Raw genomic sequence first — 23,654 nt, 5'->3', positions numbered from 1 at the left:
CATTCCAATAACAAGAGAGCAACCGTCATGACCACTGAACAGAACGTCAGCCTCGGGGTGTTCGACACCCCTGCGCGCGTCCAGCAACGCACCCGCACCCGTTTCATGATCCTGGCGCTGATTTCCGGCGGTACCATGATCAACTACCTCGATCGCAGCGTGATGGGTATTGCCGCGCCCAGTATCAGTGCTGACTTGGGCCTGAACGCAGCGATGATGGGGGTGATCTTTTCCGCCTTTTCCTGGACCTACGCCGCTGCGCAGATTCCGGGCGGCATCCTCATCGACCGGCTGGGCACCAAGCTCACTTACTGGCTGGCACTGACCTTGTGGTCGCTGTTCACCGGGCTGCAAGGGCTGGCGCAGGGCTTCCTGTCGTTGCTGGGCATGCGCTTTCTGGTGGGGATGACTGAAGCACCATGCTTTCCCACCAACAGCCGGGTGGTGGCCACCTGGTTCCCGCAGAGCGAGCGGGCCAGGGCGACCGGTATCTACACCTTTGCCGAATACACCGGGCTGGCGTTTCTGACCCCGCTGCTGTTCTGGGTGCTGCACGCTTACGGCTGGCGTTTCCTGCTGCTGGCGGTCGGCCTGATGGGCATCCTCTATGGCCTGGTGTGGTGGCGCAAATACCACGAGCCACACCAGTCGACCACGGCCAACCAGGCCGAGCTGGACTACATCGCCGCTGGCGGTGGGGTGATAGATGGTGGGCAGAAAGCCACGTCGTTCCGCTGGTCGCAGATTCCGGCGTTGCTCAAGCACCGCAACATGCTGGGCATCTGCCTGGGCCAGTTCGCCTGCAATTCGACCAACGTGTTCTTCCTCACCTGGTTCCCCACCTACCTGGTGACCGAGCGGCACATGCCCTGGCTCAAGGTCGGCTGGGTAGCGGTGCTGCCATTCATTGCCGCCTCGCTGGGCACGCTGGTCGGCGGTTGGCTGTCTGACGCGTTGCTGCGCCGCGGCTACTCGCTGAACGTGGCGCGCAAGCTGCCGGTAATCGCCGGGTTGCTTACCGCGTCGGTGATCGTGCTGGCCAACTACGTCGAGTCCGACGCGCTGGTGATTGCCATCCTGTGCATCGCCTACTTTGCCCAGGGCATGTCGGCGCTGGCCTGGATGATCGTGTCCGATATCGCCCCCAAAGGCCTGCTGGGCCTCAGCGGCGGCTTGTTCAACCTGTTCGCCAACGCAGCAGGCATCGTCACGCCGTTGACCATCGGCATCATCGTCTCGCTGACAGGCTCGTTCGTCTGGGCCTTGGCATTCGTGTCGTCGATCACCGTACTCGGTGCGCTGTGCTACCTGTTCATGGTCAGCGACCTGCGTCGCTTGCCGGAGATTCCTTCAGTCGAAAATGGAGCAAAACAATGAGCCAGTACCTGCAAGGCCAGACCGCAATCGTCACCGGAGGGATGCGTGGCATCGGCCTGGCGATTGCCCAGCGCCTGCATGCCGCCGGCGCTCAGGTTGTGATCTGGGACCTCGCCGTGGAGGGTTGGAGCAACGCGGAAAACGGCTTTGAGCCCGTGCTGCGCCAGGCGGTGGATGTATCGTCGCTGGCCTCGGTAGAGACAGCCTTCGCCGAGACGCTGAAGCGTATAGGGCAGGTGCAGATTCTGGTCAACAACGCTGGCATCAATGGCCCTGTGGTGTCGTCGTGGGAGTACCCGCCAGAGGCCTGGGACAAGGTCATCGCCATTGACCTGAACGGCGTGTTCTATTGCTGCCGTACCGCCATCCCGCATATGCGTGACAACGGCTACGGGCGCATCGTCAATATCGCCTCCATGGCCGGCAAGGATGGCGTGCAGTACATCTCGGCCTATTCGGCAGCCAAGGCTGGGGTCATCGCCTTTACCAAGGCAGCGGCCAAGGAGCTGGCGCAGGACGGCGTGCTGCTCAACTGCGTGGCACCGGCCATGGTCGAGACCCCGCTGATGGCCGAGATGACGGCCGAGCACATTGCCGCGAGCAAGGCCAAGATCCCCATGGGGCGGTTCCTCAAGGCCGAGGAGATCGCCAATATGGTCAGCTGGATTGCCGGGCCGGAGTGCAGCTTTACCACCGGCTTCGTCTTCGACCTCAGCGGCGGGAGGGCGACCTATTGAATGGCCTGGGCGTGGCGCACCTCACCGCCCTGGAACTGGCGCCGGCCAGGCTGGTACGTGAGGCGCGGCGCGCGGGCTTTAGCGCGGTTGGGCTGCGCCTGCACCCGGTGATCCCGGGTGCACAGGCGTACCCGGTTGCGCCGGGTAGCCAGGCGCTGCGCGAACTGCGGGCGGTGATGGCAGGTGAAGGTGTGCGTGTTACCGATATCGAGTTTGTTTCGTTGACGGCACAGGCACAGGTTGCCGATTACCAACCGCTGTTGGCCGCAGGTGCCGAGCTGGGGGCGCTGAGCCTGACGGTGTCCGGGGACGACGACGATGTAGCGCGGCTGACCGGCAATTTCGCGGCGCTGTGTGAACTGGCGCGTGGTCATGGCCTGCGTGTGGACCTGGAGTTCATGCGCTGGCGGCCAGTGGCAACCCTGCAACAGGCATGCACGGTTGTGACAGGGGCGGGGCAGGACAACGGCGGCGTACTGGTCGATGCCTTGCACCTGTTCCGCTCCGGTGGTCAGGTGGCCGACCTCGCCGGGGTCGATCCGCGTCTGCTGCGTGCGGTGCAGCTGTGTGATGCGCCGTTGCTGGCGCCCGTAGAGGAGCTGATCATCGCGGAAGCGCGTGAGGGCCGTATGCTGCCGGGGCAAGGGCAACTGCCGCTGGCCGCGTTGGTGGCGGCGTTACCGGCGCAGCTGTGCGTCAGTGTAGAGGTGCCATCCGCTGGCGTGCCCGCAGAACAGCGGTTACAAGCGGCGGCACGAGTAACCCAGGCGTGGTTGCAGGGCAGGCGGCGGTTCCCGTCCACCCTGCAGGCCGCCGGTCATTCCTGATCGGGCACCACGGCGATCACGTCGATTTCCATCAGCCACTCGGCCTGGGCCAACCCGGCGACCACCAAGCCGGTGGAGATCGGGAATACGCCCTTCAGCCACTTGCCCACTTCCTTGTACACCGGCTCGCGGAAGCGCGGGTCGGTGATGTAAGTGGTGGTCTTGACGATGTGCGACAGGTCCGAGCCAGCTTCTTCAAGCAGTTGCTTGACGTTCTTCATCGCTTGTTCGGTTTGCGCCTGCGGGTTACCCAGGCCCACCAGTTTGCCTTCGAAGTCGGTACCTACCTGGCCTCGCACATAAATGGTGTTGCCGGCCCGCACGGCCTGGCACAGGTCGTTGTCCAGGGTCTGGTTGGGGTAGGTTTCCTTGGTGTTGAACATGCGGATGCGAGTATGGGTAGGCATCAGTGGGCTCCGAGGGTGCTGACGTTGCTGATCATGTTGGTTTGCTGCTCATCCGCTTCGCGCTGTTCGCGGTCGCGGTAGGCCAGGTAGGTGCGTTGCGTGGCGATGTGGCCAGCGACGTGCTTGGCGTCGTGCCACACGCCCCAGATGAACGACGAGCCACGGCGGGACAACCACGGCAGGCCCAGGAAGTACACGCCGGGTTCGCGGGCCACGCCGCGTTGGTGCTGGGGCTTGCCGTTGGCATCGAAGGTGTCCACCTGCAGCCAGCTGAAGTCCACGCCGTAACCGGTAGCCCAGATGATGCTGCTGACGCCGGCCTTGGCCAGGTCCAATTGCTGCAGCGGGTTGCTCATGCAGGCCGGGTCGGCCAGGCGTGTGCGGGCTTCGGGTTCTTCCGGCAGGTCCAGGCCGTTGCATTCGATGTAGGCATCGGCGGCATCCAGCAGGGCCAGGTAGTTTTCATCGCCGCGGTTGATGTTCTCGACCAGGTTGTCCTGGAAGTGCGCCACGCCGTTCTCGAACGACTGGGTCAGGCCGACCAGGGTCATACCCTGGTGGGCGAGGGCGCGGAAGTCCACGGTGTGGCCGCCACGGGCACCGCTGACGGCGATCGTCACGTGCTCGCGTCCGGGCTTGGCGATTTCTGCGTCCCACTCACCCAGCACGCCCAGCCACCAGCAGAAGTCGCGGTTGCGGTAGGCACGCGGCGGGCGGTCGTGGGCGCCGACCGACAGGTACACCTGGCGCCCGGCGCGCATCAGCTCTTCGGCAATCTGCACGCCGGAGGAACCGGCACCAACCACCAATACCGCGCCCTCGGGCAGTTGCTCTGGGTTGAAGTAGGCGGCGGAGTGGATCTGATGCAGGTTGCTGTCTTTAGGCGCAATGGCCGGGATCACCGGCTTCTGGAACGGGCCGGTGGCGGCGACCACTCGGTTGGCGCGAATCACGCCTTCATTGGTTTCGATGGTGAAGCCGGGGCGGTCGCTGTTACGAACTACGCGCTTTACTTCAATGCCGGTGCGTACCGGCAGGTTGTACTTGCGTACGTACTGCTCGAAGTAGTCGGCCACCTGGTCCTTGCCTGCGAAGGCGTCGGCGTCGAGGTTGAATTCCAGCCCCGGGAAGCGGTCGTGCCAGACCGGGCCGTTGGCGACCAGCGAGTCCCAGCGGCCAGTGCGCCATGCTTCGGCGATACGGTTGCGCTCCAGCACCAGGTGCGGCACGCCAAGCTTGCTCAGGTGTTCGCTCATGGCCACGCCGGCCTGGCCGGCGCCGACGACGAGGGTGTCGATTTCGAGGTTGTTCAGTGTCATGTCCGAGCCCTTGTTCAGGCGGTTGTTGTCAGGTCGGTTTGGAGGACCGCCGTTGTCTGGAGCCAGACTAGGGATGCGGCACGAATGGCGAAAATAGTATTTAGCTGGTGCTTGCCGATAAAACGGCGAAGGCCTTGAATTGCATGGCCTGTAGCAAACTTTAAGGGGATTTTCGTGTGGTGTTTGGCGCACTTTTGCGGGCTTAGTTTTTTCCTGCTCAAAGCACAGGAAAATGTTGGTTTCGTGGGGTAGAAGGTTGCGCCCAGAATGCCCTGCATCGCACAGGACAACAGGAGCTTCACCATGACCTTCTCCATCATTGGCCGCTGCCAGGAAACCGGCCAGGTCGGCATCGCCATCAGCTCGTCGAGCATCGCCGTAGGCGCCCGTTGCCCGTGGGTGCGCGCCGGTGTAGGCGCGGTCTCTACCCAGAACATCACCCTGCCGGCACTGGGCCCGCAGATTCTTGATGCCATGGAGCAAGGCCAGTTGCCACCCGCCGCGGCCCTGGACCGGGTGCTGAGTGCCAACGGCTGGAGTGAGTATCGCCAGGTCACGGTGATCGACAGCCAGGGGCAAGTGGCGCTGTTCACGGGGCGCGAAGCGCTGGGTACACACAATGCGGTGGCCGGCGAACACTGCGCAGCGGCGGGCAACCTGCTGTCTTCTACCCAGGTAATAGAGGCCATGGTGCTGGCTTTCGAGCAGGCGGGTGGGCACCTGGCCGACCGCCTGCTGGCGGCCATGCACGCGGCGATGGCCGCCGGTGGCGAAGCCGGGCCGGTGCACTCGGCGGCGTTGAAGATTGCTGGCGAACTGACCTGGCCACTGGTGGACCTGCGCGTCGACTGGGCCGATGCAGACCCGATCGGTGTGCTCGATGGCTTGTGGCAAGCCTATCGGCCACAGATGCAGGACTATGTCACCCGCGCCCTCAACCCGACCGCCGCGCCAAGCTACGGGGTGCCAGGCGATGAGTGAATTTGCCAGCCGCGCGCTGCTGGCCCGGCTGATCGGCTTTGCCACGGTCAGCCGGGACTCCAACCTTCAGCTGATCGGCTTTATCCGTGATTACCTGGCGGAACTGGGGGTGGAAAGCGAACTGTTCCATAACCCGGAGGGCACCAAGGCCAACCTGTTTGCCACCATCGGCCCCAAGGACGTAGGCGGCGTGGTGCTGTCGGGGCACACAGATGTAGTGCCGGTGGATGGCCAGGCCTGGAGCGTCGAGCCGTTCGCCCTGAGCGAACGCGACGGGCGCCTGTATGGTCGCGGCACGGCTGACATGAAAGGTTTCATCGCGTCGGTGCTGGCAGCCGTGCCCGCGTTCCTCGCCCAGCCGTTGCGCATGCCCGTGCACCTGGCGTTCTCCTACGACGAGGAAGTCGGTTGCCTGGGCGTACGCTCGATGCTGGAAGCCCTCGAACAGCGCCCGCACAAACCCCGACTGTGCCTGATTGGCGAACCCACCGAGCTCAAGCCGGTGCTGGGGCACAAGGGCAAGCTGGCAATGCGCTGCCAGGTGCATGGTGCGGCCTGCCACTCGGCGTATGCGCCGTCTGGGGTGAATGCCATCGAGTACGCGGCGAAACTGATCGGCAAGTTGGGTGACATCGGTGATGCACTGGCCTTGCCGCAGCATCATGACGAGCGCTTCGACCCGCCGTTTTCCACGGTGCAGACCGGGGTAATCAAAGGGGGCAGGGCGCTGAACATCGTGCCCGCCGAATGTGAATTCGATTTTGAAGTGCGCGCGCTGCCAGGGTTCGAGGCGCAGGCGGTGGCCGATCAGTTGCAGACTTATGCAGAGGCCGAGTTGCTGCCGCGTATGCGCAAGGTCAATGCCGCCAGCGCCATTCGCCTGGAGCCACTGAGCGCCTATCCGGGGCTGGCCACACCGCAGGACAGTGAGGCTGCGCGGCTGGTGGCATTGCTCAGTGGCTCGAATGAGTTCGGCACGGTGGCGTTCGGTACCGAAGGCGGCTTGTTCGACCAGGCCGGCATCCCGACCGTGGTGTGCGGGCCTGGCAGTATGGACCAGGGGCACAAGCCGGATGAGTTTGTCAGTGTGGAGCAGTTGCAGGGCTGTGATGCCATGCTGCTCAGGCTGGTCGATTACCTCAAGCAGGATTGATAGCTGTGGCGTCTTCGCGGGTACACCCGCGAATGGGCCACAGCGAGGCCCTGGCGAATCAGAAGGTAGCCTTGACCTGCAGGCCCACCACCAGCGCGTTGTCGATGTCCTTCCCCGAGAACGCCCCTGGCTCGATGATGTATTGCACATCTGGGCGCAGGTTCAGCCACGGTGTGGCCTGGTAGCCATAACTCAGTTCGATCAACTGCTCGGCACTGTCGATATCGGGGAACTGCTGGCCAGCGTTGAAGGCGGCATCTTCAAGCACATCGCGGCTACGCGGATTAGGCACGGCACGGCCGTAACCCAGTGCCACGGTATCTTTCGGGCGGCCTTCGAACGGTTTGTACAGCACCACACCGGCACCATACCACTTGGTGAACGGCGAGGCGGCCTTGCTCGACGCCGAGTACTGGCCGAAGGCGTGCAGGCTACGGCCTGGCGAGCCCTGGTCGTTCCATACCGCCTGGTCGACCAGCAGGTAGTGGCCTGAGCGGCCGGATACTTCGTCGTCGCTGCCGATGCGTTTCACATCGGAGCTGTCGTAGTAGTAACCGAGCTTGTACTCGCCCGGCAGTTCACCCTGCAGCTTGTACACCAGCTCCACCGGTACCACGGTGCCGGTGGTGTGCTTGGGCCCCAGGTGCCAGGCGCGGCTGGAGTTGCCGTTGCTCTCGGGGTCGACGTTGAACGCCGCCACGCGCAGCTGCCAGGAAGGCGACAGGTCGTACTTCACCCGCACGCCGAGGTGAGCATTGGGGTAGTTGGTCCAGCCGCTGCCACCGGACATGTTCAGCGGGTGGCCGCAGAAGCCGGCGTTCATGAAGTTGCACAGGATGCCGCTGTCCAGGCCGCCGAGGTCGTTGCCCATGGCCATGTAGCCAAGCTTAACGTTGAGCGCCGGAGTGAACAGGGTACGCTCGTAGCTCAGCTCGGTCAGGCGGGTGTACAGGCCACCGAAGTTTTCCTGGATCGGCAGGCGGTTGCCTACCAGGTCTTCCGACGCGCTGTTACCGCGGCGGTCGTTGACGGTCAGCTGGACTTTGCCGCCGTTGTCCAGGCCGTACAGCTTCGACAGGTCGAACTGCACGCCCAGCTTGACGTTCTGCGAATAGCGCGCCGATCGGTGCAAACCACCGTGGGCGTTGTAGGCGGTTTCGCCGCTGTAGTCACCGGTGACTTTGACGCCGTCTTCTTCGAGTTGATGACGCAGGCCGCCCCAGTCACCGGTCAGGGTGCTGCGGGTCAGCAGGTCGCCGTCGGCCAGGGCTGTGGTGCTGGCCAGGGCCAGCAGCAGGGTGGGGGTGATGCGAATTGCGGATGGCATTGCTGAATCTCGGGTTGTCTTTGGGGGCCATTCGCGGGCAAACCCGCGCCTACATGGCCGCTGTGGGCCTTGTGGGAACGGGCGTGCTCGCGAAGAAGGCGACGCGGTCTTACGGCAGCGCGTAAGAAATCACGTAGTCGCCACGGTCAGTCGACTGGCGGGCGCCGCCAGCAGTGATCACCACGTACTGCTTGCCGGTCTTCGGCGAAACGTAGGTCATCGGGCCGCCCTGGCTGCCCACTGGCAGGCGAGCTTTCCAGATTTCATTACCGTTGCTGCTGTCATAGGCGCGCAGGTAGAAGTCCTGGGTGCCGGCAATGAACACCAGGCCGCCTTGGGTCGACAGGGTGCTGCCCAGGGTTGGCAGGCCGATCTTGATCGGCAGGTGCATGCGGATGCCGAGCGGGCCAGTGTCTTCAACGGTGCCCACGGGTACCTGCCAGGCCACCTGGCGGGTTTTCATGTCGATGGCGGTCAGGGTGCCGAACGGCGGCGCCTGGCATGGAATGCCCGCTACCGACAGGAAGCGGTTCTTGTTCACGGCATACGGCGTGCCCTTGAGTGGTACCGCGCCCATGCCGGTGTTCAGTGCCTCACCGCCAGAGGCCGCGCCACCTTTGTTCTGCGACGGGATCATCTGGATCCACAGGCCCAGACGCATGTCGTTGACGAAGATGAAACCATGCACCGGGTCGGTGGAAATGCTGCCCCAGTTCATGCCACCCAGCGAACCTGGGAAGCTCAGCGACAGGTCGGTGCCCGGCGCGGTGTACAGGCCGTCGTAGCGCATTTTCTTGAAGTCGATGCGGCACAGCAGCTGGTCATACGGGGTGGCACCCCACATGTCCGACTCGGTCAGGGTCTGTGCGCCGATCTGCGGCATGCCTACCGATTTGGGCTGGGTTGGGGAGTATGGCTCGTTCGGGATGTTGCTTGGCTTGACGGGTACTTCGTCGACCTGGGTCAACGGCTTACCGGTGGCGCGGTCGAGCACGTAGATCTGCCCGGCCTTGGTGCCGATCACTACCGCAGGTACCGACTGGCCGTCATCCTTGGTGAAGTCGATCAGGCTTGGCTGCATCGGCAGGTCGAAGTCCCAGAGGTCGTTGTGCACGGTCTGGTATACCCACTTCTGGTTGCCGGTAGTGGCGTCCAGGGCCAGCACCGAAGCGCCGTAGGTGTGGTCCAGCTTGTTGCGCTCAACACCGTAGATGTCGGTGGACGACGAGCCCATCGGCAGGAACACGGTGTTCATCGCCGGGTCGTAGGACATCGGTGCCCAGCTGTTCGGCGTGCTGCGCACATAGGTGCTGTCGCCTTGCGGTGCCTGGCGATCTTCCGGGTTGCCCGGGTCGAAGGCCCAGCGCATTTCACCGGTGATCACGTCGAAGCCACGGATCACGCCACCTGGCATGTCGGTCTGGACGTTGTCGGCAACGCGGCCGCCAACCACCACGGTGGTACCGGCCATCAGCGGTGCCGAGGAGAGCTGGTAGTAGGAGTCCGGGACATTGCCCAGGCCGGCCATCAGGTTGACCTGGCCATTGTTGCCAAAGCCCTGGCAGAACTCGCCGGTGTCGGCGTCGACGGCAATCAGGCGGCCATCGATGGTGTTGGTCAGCAGGCGACGCTGGCAGTTGGCACCCGCCGCTACGCTACCGCCGGTAATCGGCGAGCTGTTCGGCTGGGTCGGCTGAGCGATGGCGGCAGTGGCGTCGAAGTAGGCCATGCCACGGCAACGCTGCCAGACCTTGGACTGGGCGTTGATTGCGTTTTTCCACAGCTCTTTGCCGGTGTCGGCATCGAGGGCGATCAGGTTGTTGTGCGGGGTGCAGATGAACACCTTGTTGCCGATCTGCAGCGGTGTCAGCTGGTCTTCGGCACCGTTGCCGTCACTGATGGCGACGTCACCGGTGTGGTAGGTCCAGGCCACTTTCAGCTTGTTGACGTTGTCCCGGTTGATTTGGTCCAGCGCGGCGAAGCGGCTGCCACCTTCGGTGTTGCCGTAGTGGGCCCAGTCTTTCTGTTCCTTGCCGGCTTCGACCGGGGTCATGCCTGGGCCTTTGCCGGTGGGGGCGACGCTTGGGTGGGCAACGAACATGTTGCCGGCAGCGATCACCAACACCACCGCCATTACCCCGGCGATACCGTAGGCACCGCGACCGGCGCTGGCGCCGTTGGTGCGCGCCAGCAGCGGGTAGACCAGTGCCACCACCATGCCGATTGCGCCGAACATGAACAGGCGCGAGAACAACGGCCAGAACACCAGGCCGACATCGCTCAGTGCCCAGATCACGGTGCCGATCAGGAATGCGGCATACAGCCAGACGCCAGCCAGCTTGCGGCGAGCAATGAGTACACCGGCGATGGCCATGGCCAGGCCGCCGATCAGGAAGTACCAGGACCCGCCCAGGCCGGCGAGCTTGACGCCGCCGGCAGCCAGGAGGAGGCCGAGCAGGGCGATGATTACGCCCAGGCCGATCAGAATGATGTTTGGGGCGCCAGAGGCGCGCGGTGTTTCTTTCATGCCAGGGATCTCAGCAGGTGGAATGCGCGCAGTCTAAGCCCTTAGCTTGCTAATTAACAAGTTGGTACATAATTTTCTGAGGCTGATTGTCGCAGGGCTGAACGTGTGAAGGTGTCGCTAAAAGTCTAGATCAGGTGCTGAAAAAAGCATTAAACGGGGAGTTTCTGCCGTTTTTGCAACCGGCATTCATATTTTCGTCGAGTGGGTTGCGCGCCCACATTCAGCCTCAGCTTCAGTCTGGCCACGGGGAACTACTGCCATAGAACACCGCCAACCAGATGGTGGCCGTGCCGGGTGCGGTCCATTCCACGCGGTGGCGGTAGTGCGGCGGAATATCCAGGCAATCGCCCGGCGCCAACAGGCGGGTGTGGTGCTCGTGCTCGAAGCGCAGCCCCGCAGCTCCACTGAGCAGCACGATCCACTCGCCTTCGGCCTGGTCGTACCAGAAACCGGGCGGGCTGGCCTGGCCGCTGGAGACGATACGCTCCACGCGCACCCCTGGGCGGCTGAGCAGTTCGTCGACATGTTCGGCACTGGCGGGGTCGCAGGGCGGCAGGGCGGCCAGCAGGTTGTTCGGTATCATGGAAAGCCTCGCTGTGAAGGTGTGATGCCACTATGGACGCAAATGCCATGCAGCTCGCTTCTTGACCCGCCCGGCCGTTTGTAAGAACTTTCCGAGTTTTGGAAGGTGGCCAGCAAATGGACAAACTCCTGGCAATGAAGATGTTCGTGGCCACCGTCGATGCCCAGGGCTTTTCTGCGGCCGCGCGCAGGCTAGGGCTGGCGACATCGTCGGTGACGCGCCTGGTCGATGCCCTGGAAACGGCGCTGGGCGCCACCTTGCTCAACCGTTCCACGCGTCAGGTGAGCTTGACTGAGGCCGGTGCCCGTTACTACGAGCGCGCACGGGGTATTTTCGAGGCGCTGGACGAGGCTGATGCCAGTGTTGCCGATCGCGGCGAAGAGCCAGTCGGCGTATTGCGACTGTGCTTGCCAGTGGAGTTCGGCAGGCGGGTCATCGCCCCGCACCTGGGGCCGTTCCTGGCAAGGCACCCGGCACTGGAGCTGGACATCGACCTCAGCGACCGCCTGGATGACCTTCTGGACGGGCGCTACGATCTGTCGGTTCGCCTGGGCGACCCATCGCCCAATGACGAGCTGGTGTGCCGCCAGCTCGGTCGCTTCCAGCGTTGGTTGGTGGCCAGCCCGGCTTACCTGGCGGGGCGTGAGCCGCTGCAGCACCCCCGGCAATTGCTGGAGCACGCCTGCCTGCGCTTTCGCTACGGGCAGAAAGCGCGGCCCTGGCGCCTGGCCTGCGGCCAGGAGAGCCTGGAGCTGGACGTAAGCGGGCCGCTGCGCAGCGCCAACGCCGACATGCTGCGTGAAACGGCATTGGCAGGCAGTGGCATCGCACTGCTGGCCGACTGGCTGGTACGCGCAGATGTGCTGGCCGGACGCCTGCAGCGGGTATTCCCCGACTGGCAGGCCAGCCCTGGCACGGCCAACAACAGCATCAATGCCCTGTACCTGCCCAACCACCGGGGTTCGCGGCGGGTGAACGCGTTCATCGACTTTTGCGAAAATTTACTGAAAAACGACGGGTAGTGTTGCGCAGAGCGCAAAGCCGCGTTGCGCCAAGACCGGATTCTCGGCGAAAGCGCGCATGGGTAAGGTAGCCAGCATATACCCCTAGTCGAGGAACCTCGCATGAATCCCTCCCTTGCGGCAGCGCAACCGGCAGCTGCCAGCCTGAGCCGGGCCCTGGTCGTGCTACTGGCATTCTGCTGCGGCGCGATCGTCGCCAACATCTACTATGCCCAGCCCATCGTCGGGCTGATTGCCCCAGACTTGGGGCTATCCACCGAGCATGCCAGCCTGATCGTTTCCCTTACCCAACTGGGTTATGCCCTGGGCCTGTTGTTGCTGGTGCCGCTGGCCGACCTGCTGGAAAACCGCCGCCTGATGGTGGCTACCGCTGTCCTGGCCTGTTTCAGTCTGCTGCTGGCGGGCACCAGCAGCAGTGGTCAGGGGCAGTTGTTCCTGGGTTACGCACTGCTGATCGGTTTCAGTTCTGTGTCGGTGCAGATGCTTATCCCGCTGGCGGCGCACCTGGCGCCGGAACAGCAGCGTGGCCGGGTGGTGGGTAATATCATGGGCGGCCTGCTGCTGGGTATCCTGCTGGCGCGCCCGGTTTCGAGCCTGGTGGCTGACCACTTTGGCTGGCGCGCGGTGTTCATTGGCGCCGCCGGAGTCATGCTGGCGATCATCCTGTTGCTGGCGCTGACCCTGCCGCAGCGTCGTCCCGAGCACAAGGCCAGCTATGCCGGGCTCATGCTGTCGCTGCTCACTCTGCTGCGCCGTTATCCACTGCTGCGCCAGCGTTCGTTGTACCAGGCGTTGATGTTCGCAGCGTTCAGCCTGTTCTGGACGGCCGTGCCGATGGCCCTGGCCAGTGAACACGGCCTGTCGCAGAGCCAGATCGCCGTGTTCGCCCTGGTCGGTGCAGTGGGCGCCATCGCTGCACCCATGGCCGGGCGCCTGGCGGATGCCGGGCATGCCCGCGCCGGCTCGCTGTTGGCGCTGATGCTGGCGCCGGTGGCCTTGCTGCTGGGGCTAACAAGCCCGGGTTACAGCGTGATCGGCCTGGGCCTTACCGGCGTGCTGCTGGACTTTGCGGTGCAGATGAACATGGTCATTGGCCAGCGCGAAGTGTACGCACTGGACCCGGCCAGCCGCGGGCGGCTGAACGCGGTGTACATGACCAGCATCTTCCTTGGCGGGGCGCTGGGGTCGGCGGTGGCCAGCGCGTTGTTCAGCCAGTTTGGCTGGCAGGGGGTGGCGCTGGTGGGGGCAGGCTTGCCGGGTGTTGCGTTGCTGGTCTTCCTGCTGAAGGCCCGGCGCGCCTGAACAGGGAGCGTGCTATCGGCCAAGCGGCAGCGCCACGCCAATCAAGGCGAACAGGCTGCCGCAGCAGCGATTGAAACCCTTGCCGCCCTTGGCCAGCCAAGGGCGAATGCGAAATGCCAGGCGCGCCAGCAGGTACTCGACCAGGAACTCGACGCTGGCGAAGGTCGCCGCCATTACCACGAACTGCAGCACCAGCCCACGCTGTGGGTCGATGAATTGTGGCAGGAAGGCACCATAGAACAGCAGCACCTTGGGGTTGGCCATGGCCGACAGCAGGCCTTGGCGGAACAACCCGGCATTGCCGAGCCGCGCGCTGCGCTCGGTCAGCTCCAATTGCAGGCCGGGGCTGCGCCACAGCTGGATACCCAGCCAGATCAGATAGGCGCCACCCACCCACTTCAAAACGCCCAACACCGAAGCCGAGGTTTGTAGCAGCGCGCTGAGGCCGAACATGGCCAGGGCGATCAAGGCGCTGAAGCCAAACACCCCGCCCACGATGGTGAACAACGTTCGCCGCGCGCCATACAGGGCGCCATGTGTCAGCGCCAACAGGCTGTTGGGCCCTGGGGTCAGCGACAGGCCGATGCTGGCCAGCAGGTAGATGAGCCATGTGTCGAGGGCCATGTTGGAAATGCCTGGTGATGTGGGGATGCCAGTCTAGGGCCTGATGATCCGGCTGATAGAGTATGATCTAGACATTTAATGGTCGTTTATGGACTCGCTGACATGCAGCCCGACATCCGCCTGCTGATCCTGCCGTTACCGGATTTTGCCCTGCTGCCGTTTGGCGCCTTTCTCGACAAATTGCGCTTCAGCGCCGACGACGAGGACTACAGCCAGCAGCGCTATTGCAGCTGGACCGTGGCCGGGCTCAGCCTTGACCCGGTGCAATCAAGCAGTGGTGCGGTGCTGCAGGTCGAGGCGATTGCCAGCCAGCTCGACCTGAGCAGTTTCGACTACCTGGTGGTGTTCGGCGGTCGCAATGCCATGGCCACTGCCGCGCTGGCGCCACGCTATCAGGCGCTGCTGCACCAGGCCGGCAAGGCCGGTGTGAAGCTGGTAGGGGTCGATAATGGCGCCTTCCTGCTGGCCGCCTGCGGACTGCTGCAGGGGCATGAGGTGGTGGTGCACTGGCGTCACGAAGCCGAGTTTCGTGCTGCCTTCCCGCAGCTGCGATTGCTGCGTGAGCAGTTGTACTGCATCGATGGCAATCGCATCACGTGTGCCGGCGGCACCGCCGCCATCGACCTGGCTGTTGCGCTGCTCTCACACGCTTGCGGGCGTACCCGCGCGCTCAAGGGGCTGGCCGATATGCTGGTGGACGAAACCCGCGACAGCCGTCATGCCTTGCGTTCGCTGGAGCTGGGCGCCGGGCAGGGGCGGCAGGTGCAGCGGGCACAGGCGCTGATGCGCCATCACCTGGGCTCGCCGTTGGCAGTGGAGCAACTGGCCAAGGAACTGGGCATCAGCCGGCGCCAGCTGGACCGCCAGTTTCAGGCCAGCCACGGCATGAGCGCCAAGGCCTGGTGGCTGGAAATGCGTTTGCAGCAGGCGCGCTGGCGTTTGCTCAACTCCAGTCATAGCCTGGCGCAGATTGCCGATGAAGTGGGCCTGGGCGATGCCAGCTACCTGGGCAAGTGCGTGCGCCGTCGGTTTGGCTGTACGGCCTTGGCCTTGCGAGCAGGCAGCGCTTACTGCGGTGTGCCGAACAAGCCTGTCCAGTAGATCCCGGCATCGCTCTTCGGGTCTACCGCATAGGCAGCCCCCAGTTCACGGAAGTCTGGGTTCATCAGCGTGGCGCAGTGCCCTGGGCTATCCAGCCAGCCGTCGACCACTTTGTGCGCAGTATCACGCCCGGCGGCAATGTTCTCGCCGATTTGCTGATACAGGTACCCGGCCAGTTCCGCCCGGTCACCGGGTGTGCGGCCATCCTTGTCGATGTGGTCGAAGAAGTTCTGGTTGGCCATGGACCGCGTGTGGTTGGCAGCCACCCCGGCCAGTACTGTGCTCCAGCTCAGTGGCGGGGCGGCGGCAAAGGGTTGGCCACCGCATTGGCGTGGCACCTTGCGCGCAGCGTTGATCTCCTGCAGCACTTTCTGCCCCTCGGCTTGCCAGTCACCCAGGCGGCCGCTGAGCAACGGCCGGGCCAGCACGATGCGCCAGTCGCGGCCCTCCTGGCTGACGCCGATATCGACGAATTGCGGGTCGAGCACTACCTGGCAGAAGCTTTCCTCGATGGCATGCATGGCGGCGCGCGCATCGCGCGGGCCCGACAGGCTGATGGCCTGGACGTTGACCATGGGGTAGGCCGCGCGGGTCATGGCCTGTTGCAAGTCGCGGGTGCCTTCTGGCGACAGCGCAAGGCGGGTGTCGCTATTGAGCGGCGGCAGCTCCAGCGACGCCTCGCCACCGCAGGGCTGGGCCTTGCTGCGGTACACATTGATCGAATCGATCAGTTGCGCCTCTTCGCCGGTGACAGCCAGTACCCCGGTCGAAACGACCAGGCCCAGCGACAAGGCGGCAACGGATGACAGGACGCGCATGTGGATCTCCCTATGACTGGCAGCGTCGTGGTATGCGCTGCTCATCCTACACAAGCCGGGGGCTTTTGGCCCTAGCTCGTGCAAAGCAATGAAAGCGCCGGCAATCGTTGCTGGCGGCAAAAGAGGGAGTAGACCACTGGTCGGCGGAAAAGTGCGATGAATTGCTAATCATTCTTATCGAGCCCGCACGGTCCGCCGCGTTCGCATCAACGCGCCAACGCCTGGTTCGGCTTGTAGAACAGGAAGTGGGTAGTCTGCGCTGTCTTGCGATACGCCTTGGCCCAATCGGGGTGCACGGTGCGGTCGTGGAAGTACAGCGCGCCGCCGGTGGGGTCCTTCAACTGCTGGTTCAGTGCCTTGCGTGCGATTTCTTTGGCGACATCGTAGCGCTGGGCTTCCTCGACCTGATCCGAGCGCCCGTCGCACCACCAGGAAAACTGGCAGGCCTTGCTTTCCACGCCCTGCTTGACCACCCCGCAGATGGTGTCCGGGAAGCCATCGTGGCCCAGGCGGTTGAGCACCACGCTGGCCACGGCGGTCATGTCCTCGGCATCGGCGCCTTTGGCTTCCCAGTAGATGGTGCGGGCCAGGCAGGTGATGCTGTCATCCAACGGCGCCTTGCCAACCGGGTCGACCGCCTGCGCTTCGCCTGGGGTCAGTTTTTCAGCTTTTTTGGGGGGAGGGGCATCTTCCACCACCTTTTCTTCAAGCACTTCGGCCTTGTCCTCGGCGACGGCGGCCTTGGCCGGGTCGGCCGCATTCAAGGGGCCAGCGAGCAGTGCCGAGGTGAGGCCGAGCAGCATCCAGTAACGGCGCATGGGCAAGCTTCCGAAGGGTGGAGTGAGTCTCAGTCTAGCCAAGCGTAAGCATTAACACCAAAGGCAGGGTGGCGGCGGCCGCTACGGTCTGCAGGGCGATGATGGTGGCCATCAAGGGCGCATTGCCGCCCATTTGCCGGGCCATCACATAGGATGACGAAGCGGTGGGCAGCGCTTGGAACAGCACCGCCACCACCGCCGCCTGACCACTCAGGCCGAGCACTCTGCACAGGCCCCAGGTGGTCAGTGGCATGACCAGGAACTTGAACGCCGACGCCGCCATCAGCGGGCGCACCTGCTGGCCCAGGCGAGCGCCGCCCAGTGCCGCGCCGACGCACAGCAAACCCAGCGGCAGGGCGGCCTGGCCCAAGGCCTTGATCGTGGGCTCGATCCCGGTCGGCAAGCCCAAACCGGTGGCCCTCAGCAGCAGCCCACCCGCACAGCCGACGATCAGCGGGTTGGCGAAGATTGCCCGTAGCACCGTGAGCGGTGAACTGTGGCGGGCGCTGAAGCGGGCGAACACCAGCACGCAGAGCAGGTTGACCAGGGGGACGATGGCGGCATTGGCTACCGCCGCCAGGGCAATCCCTGCACTGCCGTAGATGCCAGCCGCCAGGGTGGCACCAATGTAGTTGTTGAAACGAATACCACCCTGGAACACCGAGGTGAAATCGGCGCCATCGTGGCTTACCGCCCCTTGATACAGCATCAGTAATACGGCGCCGGCCAGGGTCGAAAGCATCAGTGCGCCGACCATGCCCAGCACCGGTACGCCATCAAGGTTGGCGGTGGCCAGGCCGTGCAGAAACAGCGACGGCAGCAGTACGTAGTAGCTCAGGCGCTCGGCGCCGGGCCAGAAGCTTTCGCCAAGAAAGCCGCGTAGGCGCAGGAAGGTGCCCAAGGCAATCAGCAGGATGATCGGGAGCAGGGTGGCCAGCAGCAAATGGAGCATGATCGACGTTCCGTGGTCGGGTACGCGAACAGACTACGGGTGAGGAACGGTCTGTAAAAACGTTGTTTTCTGCACTGACCATTGAGAAAAAATGCATTGTTGCAGCTTACGACTCCAAGGCTGTCTTCAGCACAGCACTCAAATGCCGTCGCTGGCTTTTCTCATGCTCCAGCAACACCACACGTCGCGTCAGCTGCGGCTCGCCAAACGGCAGGCAAGTGGCGGGCGGCAAGCGCTGCAGGTCGTCATCGGCCATGGGTACGATCGCCACGCCCAGGCCCATAACCGCCATGCGCGCCAAAGCTTCCTGGCTGTCCAGTTCCATCTGCTCGCTCACCTGCAAATGCTGGCGACGCAACTCCTGCTCGATCTGTCGCCCGGCCCAGGCGCGCTTGTCGAAGCGCAGGAATGGCTGGCTGGCCAGCAACTGCGGCACGCTGTACCCGGCCAGTTCAGGGCTGGCGATGACCCAGAAGCGGTCTTCGAACAATGCAGTGAAGTCCAGGCTTTGCGGGTAAGGGCTGACGGGTTCGGTGGTGATCGCCGCGTCGAGTTCACCGTCCTCCACGCGTCGCGCCAGCTCCGCCGACATGCCCGAGGCCACGCTGATGTGCAACTGCGGGTGGTTGGCCTTGATCCACACCAGCGCCCTGGGCAGGCGCCGCGCCAACACCGTATGGATCGCCCCCAGGCGCAGGCGGCCGCGCAGGCTCGGGCCGCAGGCCAAGGCGTCGGCCAGTTCGTCGTAGGCAGCCAGAATGCTCTCGGCGCGAGCCACCGCCAATTGGCCTGCTTCAGTCAGGGCCACCTGCCTGCGGCTGCGGTCGAACAGGGGAACCTGCAACTCGTCTTCAAGGGTTTTGATGTGCAGGCTCACCGCTGAAGGGGTGAGGCTGAGCAGGTCGGCGGCGCGGGCGAAGGTGCCGTGGCGGGCGATGGTCACCAGGGTGCGCAGGGCTTTGAGAGACATGCGGGCGGGTCCAGGGTTGAACGGTCAGTGCTGCATTGTCAGGCCCGGCCGTTTCGCAGCACAAGGCTGCTCAGCGCCTATTACGCCCATACGCCTGGCTGATCCTGTCGATCACCATGGCCAGGGCAACAATTGCCAGCCCGGCCTGCACGCCCTGACCAACATTCAAGGTCTGGATCCCCGCCAGCACATCCTCACCCAGCCCACGGGCGCCGATCATCGACGCCACTACCACCATCGACAAGGCCATCATCACCGACTGGTTGAGCCCGGCCATGATGCTTGGCAGCGCCAAGGGCAGGGCGATGCGCCGCAACCGCTGCCAGCGGCTGGCGCCCAGGCCGTGGGCCGCCTGCAACAACGAAGGGTCGATTTGGCTCAAGCCCAGTTCGGTCAACCGCACCAGCGGTGGCAGGGCGTATATCAGCGTGGCGAATACGGCGGGCACCTTGCCCAGGCCAAACAGCATCAGCACCGGGATCAGGTAAACGAACGCCGGCAGCGTCTGCATCACATCCAGTACCGGCAGAAGCAACCGCCTGGCCAGCGGTCGGGCGGCCAGCAGGATGCCCAATGGCACGCCCACCAGCACGCACAGGCCGGTACTGACCAGCACCAGCGCCAGGGTTTGCAGCAGCTTGTCCCACAGCCCGAGCATGCCGATAAATGCCAGCAGCGCGACCAGTATTGTGCTGCGCACAACGCTGCGGGTGGCGTGCCAGGCCAGCAGGCCGACCAGCAGCAACAACAGCCACCAGGGCAGCAGGCGCAACAGGTTCTCCAGGCCGACCAGCAGTTGCAGCAAGTGGTCTGAGACGCTGCGCAGGTGGTCGCCGTAGTTCATCACCAGCCAGTCGACCAGGCGGTTGACGCTGTCGGCAAAGGAAAACTGCAGAGTCTGCGGGAAGCCGTCACTCACAGGCTGGCCTCGACCTTGGCGGCGATGTCCGCAGGCAGCCAGGTTTTCCACACATCAGGGTTATCGCGCAGGAAGGTCAGGGCTGCGTCGCGCGGTGGCGTGCGTTTTTCGCTCATTGCGGCCAAGGCCTGGTTCAGGCGATCGATGGGCAGGTCCACCCGTTCGAACACGCTGACCAGGTCCGGGTAGCTATCACGAAAGACCTTGGACACGCCAATCGACAACTTCGCCGGCAGCGACCGGCTGCCCTTCGGGTTGGGGTTGCCGGCATCGGTGAGGGTGGCCCAGGCCTGGGCATTGAACGGTGGCTCTTGCAGGCGTACAAGCTTGTAGCGCCCCATCAGCGGGGTCGGGTTCCAGTAGTAGAACAGCACCGGTTGGCCACGACGGATAGCCGAGCCGATCTCGGCGTCCATCGCCGCGCCGGAGCCACTGCGGAAGTTGGTATAGAGGTCATTCAAACCGTAGGCCTTGAGCTTCTGGCTGTTGACCGTTTCAGACGTCCAGCCGCTGGGGCTGTTCAGGAAACGGCCCTTGTCGGGCGACTCGGGGTCGCGGAAAACCTGCGGGTAACGCTTGAGGTCCTCGACACTGCGCAACTCGGGTGCCAAGGGTTTCAGTTTGCGTGCGGCATCGCCTTCGATCACATAGGCCGGCACCCACCAACCTTCCTCTGCATTTTTCACCGTATCGCCCAGCGCGAACACCTGGCCGGCCTGTTCGGCCTTGACCCAGGCAGGGCTGCGCCCGGCCCACTCCTCGGCGATCACTTGCAGGTCATTGCGCGCCAGGGCCACCTCCATACTGACGGTGCTACCGGGCAGGGTGTCGGTGGTGTAGCCGTAGCCGCGCTCCACGATCAGCCGCAGGATTTCGGTGGTGAGGGCACCGCTTTCCCAGCCGATGGCGCCAAAGTGGATGGGCTCGCTGCGTTCTGCCGAGGCGGCGCTGTCGGTGGCGGCCAGGCTGACAGCGAGCAGCAGGCTGGCCAGCAGCATTGGAAGTCTGTTCATCGGGGCCTTCGATTGCCATTGAGTGGATGCGGGCAAGTGTAGACGAGGCCCCTGGCGCATCGCCGGCGCGGTCGGGGGAAGGTGCTCCCACTGCCCAGGCGTGCTGCGCGTTGCAAAGCTGGGCTCTTCTGCTTGGCATGCACACCTGAAGAGGCAGCCCCGATGACGCTGGATTTACATTTCGTGTATTACCGCAACTTTCGTTTCGATGGAAAACTTCATGTTCGCTGTTACGGTGCAGACCTGCACAAGGTCAATCGCATCCGCTACGAACTTGAACGGGCTGGCCCCGACGGCCCGGTTTCATTCCCGGGAAAGTCCGTGTACTCCCAGGCACGCAGCGGCAAGCCGAGCGACCATGGATGCCCTGCCACGTTGCTGGCCGAAGAAGAGGCGGGCGTGTATTCGATCCAGCCCAAAGTCGTGCTGCTCGATGAGCATGCTCGGGCGCTGGGCCGGCCGGTTGGCGCAGCTGGCGTTATCGACATGCGGCCCTTGGTGCTCGACATAAAGGCTGACGAGGTCAACAGGAGCATCCTCGACAAGGTGCCGGTACCCGGTGCTGGCGGGCGTCGTAAACGAGCCGTGGAGCAGGTGCAGGGAGGCGACGATGGGCCGCAAGGGATGCCCACCTTGGCACCCGGCACACCGTTCCCGCCGGTTGTCATCGAATTCATCCCCGGAGGGCACGAGCGATTTCTCCGAGAGCTGGAGCCGGGCTCAGGTTCTGCATGGGTCCGCTACTGGCCGAACCTTGAATCGGTACTCGCGTTGCGACCTGTTCTGGACGAACAGGAACAGGGCGAAGACAGGCTCCGGCCATTGCGCGACCATTACATTCTCGACCAGCCAGCCAGCATGCTCGGTGACACCTACCTCGCCTTGCTCAAGGCTTTGGCGGCGCGGGAGTATGTGCAGTCACTGCAGTTCATGCCGGCAGCGCCCCAGCCAAGCCTAATTTTGCTCGGCCTGGCCGGGCTACTGGCAACGCTGCTGACCGGCGGCGCCGTGGTGGCGGGCAACCATGCCTATGAAAATGCTCAAGCTACACCCGATTTCGAGCCGCGCCAGCATTACCTCGACGCACCTGGCCCCCGGTGGCAAGGGCTGAATGTGCGCGAGGCCTGGGCGCAGCAGGTAACGGGTTACGGCGCGCGGATTCACTTCAGTGATGGGGGGTTGCACCCTGATCATGAAGACTTGCGCGGCAATCCTGCCTTGAAAATCGTCTCGCTCGAACCCAACCATGATCCCGACCACGGAACGGCTTCGGTGGGAATCATTCTGGCTGCGGGCAACGGTATTGGCGCGACCGGGATCAGCCGTAACAGCGAACTGTACCTGTACAACAACCGCGCGGAGGATGCCCAAGGCAGCTTCCAGGCGCTCAAGGACCTGCTACGGAATGTAGAACCCGGCGACATCGTGGGTATCAATCGGCAGACCGCCCATGCCGAGGTGCTGAGCACCATGTTGCCATCCTTGCACGACAAGGCCTGGTGGACTGTCATGCAGCAGTTGAGCCGGCGCGGTGCCGTGGTGGTCAATGCAGCAGCCAATGGCAGCAGCAGGACGCTTGCGGACAAAGGCACCCGTGCTGGCGAAGGTGTCGACCTGGCCAACTGGCCCTATTTTGCCGACCATGGCGATTCAGGTGCGATTCTGGTGGGGGCCTGCCATTCGTATGACGGCAAGCCCCACGCCTACTCCAATCACCATTACCGTTACCGTATGCTCAATGCCTGGGGCGACAGCGTAGTCACGCTTTCCTATGGCGATTTGCAGGACCTGCGTGGTGAGGAAAGGGACTACACAGGCCGCTATGCTGGCACTTCCAGCGCCACGCCGATGGTGTGCGGTGCATTGAGCCTGATCCAGTCCTACGCCATGGAGCAGCACCACGTCTACCTCAATGGCAACCAGATGCATCAGTTGGTCATGGCGTCTGGCTACGACGATGCCACGCTAGCGGGTACCGAGGTGCTGCCGATGGGCGCCAGGCCCAATGTGCATGGCGCGCTGGTGCTGCTGGACCGCATCCTCGGCGGCGGCAGGTTCGCGGCCTGAGTCGGGGCCGGCAGGTGCCGGCCCCGCCCGGCTCATACGCGAAACTGGTCCATCAGCGCCTGCTGCTGGTTGGCCAGGCTGTTCAGCGACTGGCTGACCCGCGCCGACTCGTTGGCCTGGCCTGACAGCGACTCCGTCACATCACGAATGGTCGCCACGTTGCTGTTGATTTCCTCGGCTACCGCGCTTTGCTCTTCGGCGGCCGAAGCGATCTGCAGGTTCATGTCGGTGATCACCGTCACCGCCTGGCCAATGCGCTGCAGTGCAGTGACGGCCTGGCCGACCTGCGCAACGCCACTCTGTGCCTGGCGGTGGCTGTGGTCCATGGCGCCGACCACTTCCTGGGTGCCGTTCTGCAAGGCTTCGATCACCTGGCGGGTTTCTTCCACCGACTCCTGAGTGCGTCGAGCCAGGTTGCGTACTTCATCGGCAACCACGGCAAAGCCACGGCCGGCTTCACCGGCACGGGCCGCCTCGATGGCGGCGTTGAGCGCCAGCAGGTTGGTCTGTTCGGCAATCGAGCGGATCACCTCCAGCACCGAACCGATCTTTTCGCTGTTCTGCGCGAGGCCTTCGACTTCGGCCATGGCGTCGCTCATGTTGGCGGCCAGGGTATCGATGCTGGTGGTGGTGCGGTCGATCACGGCCAGGCCTTCCCGGGTGGCCTGGTCGGCGTCACGCGCGGCCTGTGCCGCCTGCGCGGCGCTGCGGGCGACATCCTGGGCGGTGGCGCTCATTTCATGCGAGGCGGTGGCTACCTGGTCAACCTGGCGATACTGCTGCTCCATGCCGGCGCTGGTTTCAGTGGCA

Annotated in this window: 23 protein-coding genes; 9 read left to right on the top strand and 14 right to left on the bottom strand. The window is 64.1% G+C overall.

From position 1 onward, the window contains the following. The first annotated feature begins 27 nt into the window (after positions 1-27). From APH35_RS03420 to APH35_RS03410, 3 genes are read left to right on the top strand one after another with little or no spacing between them, the layout of a single operon-like run. The gene (locus tag APH35_RS03420) at positions 28-1,377 is read left to right on the top strand and encodes an MFS transporter (RefSeq protein WP_060514210.1); all 1,350 of its coding nucleotides are present in this window, start codon (positions 28-30) and stop codon (positions 1,375-1,377) included. Then, complete coding sequence (locus APH35_RS03415; protein WP_060514209.1) at positions 1,374-2,114, top strand: SDR family NAD(P)-dependent oxidoreductase; 741 nt, start codon at positions 1,374-1,376, stop codon at positions 2,112-2,114. The genes APH35_RS03420 and APH35_RS03415 overlap by 4 nt, the downstream gene beginning before the upstream one ends. Next, positions 2,111-2,941 (top strand): sugar phosphate isomerase/epimerase family protein, encoded by an 831-nt coding sequence (locus tag APH35_RS03410; protein WP_060514208.1) that lies wholly within the window; start codon positions 2,111-2,113, stop codon positions 2,939-2,941. The genes APH35_RS03415 and APH35_RS03410 overlap by 4 nt, the downstream gene beginning before the upstream one ends. Here the strand turns inward: APH35_RS03410 and APH35_RS03405 are convergent. Genes APH35_RS03405 through APH35_RS03395 form a run of 3 tightly spaced genes read right to left on the bottom strand, consistent with a single transcriptional unit; the run spans position 2,932 to position 4,972 of the window. Continuing rightward, positions 2,932-3,348 carry a RidA family protein gene (locus tag APH35_RS03405; protein ID WP_012271993.1) on the bottom strand — a complete coding sequence of 139 codons (417 nt, stop codon included), beginning with the start codon at positions 3,346-3,348 and terminating at the stop codon, positions 2,932-2,934. The two genes, APH35_RS03410 and APH35_RS03405, sit on opposite strands and share 10 nt — an antisense overlap. Continuing rightward, positions 3,348-4,667: a flavin-containing monooxygenase gene (locus tag APH35_RS03400; RefSeq protein WP_012271994.1), complete on the bottom strand. Its 1,320-nt coding sequence runs from the start codon at positions 4,665-4,667 to the stop codon at positions 3,348-3,350. Before APH35_RS03400 ends, APH35_RS03405 begins: the two co-directional genes overlap by 1 nt. A gap of 14 nt (positions 4,668-4,681) precedes the next feature. Beyond that, entirely contained in the window at positions 4,682-4,972 is a 291-nt protein-coding gene (locus tag APH35_RS03395) for a hypothetical protein (RefSeq protein WP_041166477.1), read from the bottom strand. Here APH35_RS03395 and APH35_RS03390 point away from each other — a divergent pair. Together APH35_RS03390 and argE are read left to right on the top strand one after the other, a co-directional pair. Beyond that, on the top strand, positions 4,971-5,648 hold the full coding sequence (locus tag APH35_RS03390) for a DUF1028 domain-containing protein (RefSeq protein WP_012271995.1): 678 nt from the start codon (positions 4,971-4,973) through the stop codon (positions 5,646-5,648). The two genes, APH35_RS03395 and APH35_RS03390, sit on opposite strands and share 2 nt — an antisense overlap. Then, entirely contained in the window at positions 5,641-6,801 is a 1,161-nt protein-coding gene (gene argE, locus APH35_RS03385) for an acetylornithine deacetylase (RefSeq protein ID WP_012271996.1), read from the top strand. Before APH35_RS03390 ends, argE begins: the two co-directional genes overlap by 8 nt. Positions 6,802-6,859: 58 nt before the next feature. Here the strand turns inward: argE and APH35_RS03380 are convergent, their stop codons facing one another. From APH35_RS03380 to APH35_RS03370, 3 genes are all read right to left on the bottom strand, one after another. Beyond that, a complete protein-coding gene (locus tag APH35_RS03380; RefSeq protein WP_012271997.1) occupies positions 6,860-8,128 on the bottom strand; it encodes a carbohydrate porin in 1,269 nt (422 codons plus the stop codon). A 109-nt stretch (positions 8,129-8,237) separates the two neighbouring features. Further along, positions 8,238-10,655: a glucose/quinate/shikimate family membrane-bound PQQ-dependent dehydrogenase gene (locus tag APH35_RS03375; protein WP_060514207.1), complete on the bottom strand. Its 2,418-nt coding sequence runs from the start codon at positions 10,653-10,655 to the stop codon at positions 8,238-8,240. A gap of 232 nt (positions 10,656-10,887) precedes the next feature. Further along, positions 10,888-11,238, bottom strand: a complete 351-nt coding sequence (locus APH35_RS03370) for a cupin (protein ID WP_060514206.1) — start codon at positions 11,236-11,238, stop codon at positions 10,888-10,890. 116 nt (positions 11,239-11,354) lie between these two features. Between APH35_RS03370 and APH35_RS03365 the strand changes: the two genes are divergently transcribed. Further along, on the top strand, positions 11,355-12,260 hold the full coding sequence (locus APH35_RS03365) for a LysR family transcriptional regulator (RefSeq protein WP_012272000.1): 906 nt from the start codon (positions 11,355-11,357) through the stop codon (positions 12,258-12,260). Positions 12,261-12,362: 102 nt separating this feature from the next. Then, on the top strand, positions 12,363-13,562 hold the full coding sequence (locus tag APH35_RS03360) for an MFS transporter (protein WP_060514205.1): 1,200 nt from the start codon (positions 12,363-12,365) through the stop codon (positions 13,560-13,562). A 12-nt stretch (positions 13,563-13,574) separates the two neighbouring features. Here APH35_RS03360 and APH35_RS03355 read toward each other — a convergent pair whose 3' ends face one another. Then, positions 13,575-14,186 carry a LysE family translocator gene (locus tag APH35_RS03355; RefSeq protein WP_012272002.1) on the bottom strand — a complete coding sequence of 204 codons (612 nt, stop codon included), beginning with the start codon at positions 14,184-14,186 and terminating at the stop codon, positions 13,575-13,577. A 102-nt stretch (positions 14,187-14,288) separates the two neighbouring features. Here APH35_RS03355 and APH35_RS03350 point away from each other — a divergent pair, with 102 nt between their 5' ends. Next, positions 14,289-15,287, top strand: a complete 999-nt coding sequence (locus tag APH35_RS03350) for a GlxA family transcriptional regulator (RefSeq protein ID WP_060514204.1) — start codon at positions 14,289-14,291, stop codon at positions 15,285-15,287. Here the strand turns inward: APH35_RS03350 and APH35_RS03345 are convergent. From APH35_RS03345 to APH35_RS03320, 6 genes are all read right to left on the bottom strand, one after another. Continuing rightward, on the bottom strand, positions 15,254-16,105 hold the full coding sequence (locus tag APH35_RS03345) for a CAP domain-containing protein (RefSeq protein WP_012272004.1): 852 nt from the start codon (positions 16,103-16,105) through the stop codon (positions 15,254-15,256). The two genes, APH35_RS03350 and APH35_RS03345, sit on opposite strands and share 34 nt — an antisense overlap. Before the next feature lie 206 nt (positions 16,106-16,311). Further along, complete coding sequence (locus tag APH35_RS03340) at positions 16,312-16,923, bottom strand: cell wall hydrolase (RefSeq protein WP_012272005.1); 612 nt, start codon at positions 16,921-16,923, stop codon at positions 16,312-16,314. 34 nt (positions 16,924-16,957) lie between these two features. After that, positions 16,958-17,875 carry an AEC family transporter gene (locus APH35_RS03335; protein WP_060514203.1) on the bottom strand — a complete coding sequence of 306 codons (918 nt, stop codon included), beginning with the start codon at positions 17,873-17,875 and terminating at the stop codon, positions 16,958-16,960. A 106-nt stretch (positions 17,876-17,981) separates the two neighbouring features. Then, positions 17,982-18,845, bottom strand: coding sequence for a LysR family transcriptional regulator (locus APH35_RS03330; protein WP_012272007.1), 864 nt, complete (start codon positions 18,843-18,845; stop codon positions 17,982-17,984). Positions 18,846-18,915: 70 nt separating this feature from the next. Then, complete coding sequence (locus APH35_RS03325) at positions 18,916-19,764, bottom strand: ABC transporter permease (protein WP_012272008.1); 849 nt, start codon at positions 19,762-19,764, stop codon at positions 18,916-18,918. After that, on the bottom strand, positions 19,761-20,777 hold the full coding sequence (locus APH35_RS03320; protein WP_060514202.1) for an ABC transporter substrate-binding protein: 1,017 nt from the start codon (positions 20,775-20,777) through the stop codon (positions 19,761-19,763). Before APH35_RS03320 ends, APH35_RS03325 begins: the two co-directional genes overlap by 4 nt. A gap of 162 nt (positions 20,778-20,939) precedes the next feature. Here APH35_RS03320 and APH35_RS03315 point away from each other — a divergent pair, with 162 nt between their 5' ends. Beyond that, entirely contained in the window at positions 20,940-22,844 is a 1,905-nt protein-coding gene (locus APH35_RS03315; RefSeq protein ID WP_060514201.1) for a S8 family peptidase, read from the top strand. Positions 22,845-22,876: 32 nt separating this feature from the next. Here the strand turns inward: APH35_RS03315 and APH35_RS29835 are convergent, their stop codons facing one another. Next, entirely contained in the window at positions 22,877-23,632 is a 756-nt protein-coding gene (locus APH35_RS29835) for a methyl-accepting chemotaxis protein (RefSeq protein WP_407075133.1), read from the bottom strand. Between the last annotated feature and the right edge of the window lie 22 nt (positions 23,633-23,654).

This window comes from Pseudomonas sp. NBRC 111132 (assembly GCF_001320565.1).
In the GTDB taxonomy this organism is placed as follows: domain Bacteria; phylum Pseudomonadota; class Gammaproteobacteria; order Pseudomonadales; family Pseudomonadaceae; genus Aquipseudomonas; species Aquipseudomonas putida_P.
Note: the sequence above shows the minus strand (reverse complement) of the source record. Positions and strands in the feature narration are given on the sequence as shown.

Coding starts and splice junctions, on each gene's coding strand:
- APH35_RS03420 (WP_060514210.1), top strand. CDS start 28: ATGACCACTGAACAGAACGTCAGCCTCGGGGTGTTCGACACCCCTGCG.
- APH35_RS03415 (WP_060514209.1), top strand. CDS start 1,374: ATGAGCCAGTACCTGCAAGGCCAGACCGCAATCGTCACCGGAGGGATG.
- APH35_RS03405 (WP_012271993.1), bottom strand. CDS start 3,348: ATGCCTACCCATACTCGCATCCGCATGTTCAACACCAAGGAAACCTAC.
- APH35_RS03400 (WP_012271994.1), bottom strand. CDS start 4,667: ATGACACTGAACAACCTCGAAATCGACACCCTCGTCGTCGGCGCCGGC.
- APH35_RS03390 (WP_012271995.1), top strand. CDS start 4,971: ATGACCTTCTCCATCATTGGCCGCTGCCAGGAAACCGGCCAGGTCGGC.
- APH35_RS03395 (WP_041166477.1), bottom strand. CDS start 4,972: ATGGTGAAGCTCCTGTTGTCCTGTGCGATGCAGGGCATTCTGGGCGCA.
- argE (WP_012271996.1), top strand. CDS start 5,641: ATGAGTGAATTTGCCAGCCGCGCGCTGCTGGCCCGGCTGATCGGCTTT.
- APH35_RS03380 (WP_012271997.1), bottom strand. CDS start 8,128: ATGCCATCCGCAATTCGCATCACCCCCACCCTGCTGCTGGCCCTGGCC.
- APH35_RS03375 (WP_060514207.1), bottom strand. CDS start 10,655: ATGAAAGAAACACCGCGCGCCTCTGGCGCCCCAAACATCATTCTGATC.
- APH35_RS03370 (WP_060514206.1), bottom strand. CDS start 11,238: ATGATACCGAACAACCTGCTGGCCGCCCTGCCGCCCTGCGACCCCGCC.
- APH35_RS03365 (WP_012272000.1), top strand. CDS start 11,355: ATGGACAAACTCCTGGCAATGAAGATGTTCGTGGCCACCGTCGATGCC.
- APH35_RS03360 (WP_060514205.1), top strand. CDS start 12,363: ATGAATCCCTCCCTTGCGGCAGCGCAACCGGCAGCTGCCAGCCTGAGC.
- APH35_RS03355 (WP_012272002.1), bottom strand. CDS start 14,186: ATGGCCCTCGACACATGGCTCATCTACCTGCTGGCCAGCATCGGCCTG.
- APH35_RS03350 (WP_060514204.1), top strand. CDS start 14,289: ATGCAGCCCGACATCCGCCTGCTGATCCTGCCGTTACCGGATTTTGCC.
- APH35_RS03345 (WP_012272004.1), bottom strand. CDS start 16,105: ATGCGCGTCCTGTCATCCGTTGCCGCCTTGTCGCTGGGCCTGGTCGTT.
- APH35_RS03340 (WP_012272005.1), bottom strand. CDS start 16,923: ATGCGCCGTTACTGGATGCTGCTCGGCCTCACCTCGGCACTGCTCGCT.
- APH35_RS03335 (WP_060514203.1), bottom strand. CDS start 17,875: ATGCTCCATTTGCTGCTGGCCACCCTGCTCCCGATCATCCTGCTGATT.
- APH35_RS03330 (WP_012272007.1), bottom strand. CDS start 18,845: ATGTCTCTCAAAGCCCTGCGCACCCTGGTGACCATCGCCCGCCACGGC.
- APH35_RS03320 (WP_060514202.1), bottom strand. CDS start 20,777: ATGAACAGACTTCCAATGCTGCTGGCCAGCCTGCTGCTCGCTGTCAGC.
- APH35_RS03315 (WP_060514201.1), top strand. CDS start 20,940: ATGACGCTGGATTTACATTTCGTGTATTACCGCAACTTTCGTTTCGAT.
- APH35_RS29835 (WP_407075133.1), bottom strand. CDS start 23,632: ATGGAGCAGCAGTATCGCCAGGTTGACCAGGTAGCCACCGCCTCGCAT.